The organism is Domibacillus sp. 8LH, assembly GCF_038806185.1.
Taxonomy (GTDB): domain Bacteria; phylum Bacillota; class Bacilli; order Bacillales; family Domibacillaceae; genus Domibacillus; species Domibacillus indicus_A.
Genome location: NZ_JAVJNG010000250.1, coordinates 1 through 251 on the forward strand (window position 1 = coordinate 1; position 251 = coordinate 251).

The following is a 251-nucleotide window of genomic DNA, read 5'->3' on the forward strand; positions in this document are numbered from 1 at the left end:
TGAACACGCTGAAGCTCGAAGTGAGCCGCGCGACGCACGACAGCCTGATCACGAAGGACCGGATGCGCGTCGACGTGGTCGTTGCCTTCTTCGTGCGGGTCGCGCCGACCGAAGAGGGCGTGTCGACCGCCGCACAGACGCTCGGCCAGCGCACGCTGGCGCCCGAAAACCTGCGCGCGCTCGTCGACGACAAGTTCGTCGATGCGCTGCGCTCGACCGCCGCGCAAATGACGATGCAGGATCTGCAGGAC

Annotated in this window: 1 protein-coding gene; it reads left to right on the plus strand. The window is 66.9% G+C overall.

All coding sequences use genetic code 11. The annotated features are described in order from the left end of the window. Positions 1-251 (plus strand): SPFH domain-containing protein (locus tag RG959_RS24605; protein ID WP_342799346.1); only part of this gene is annotated, 251 nt, incomplete at both ends.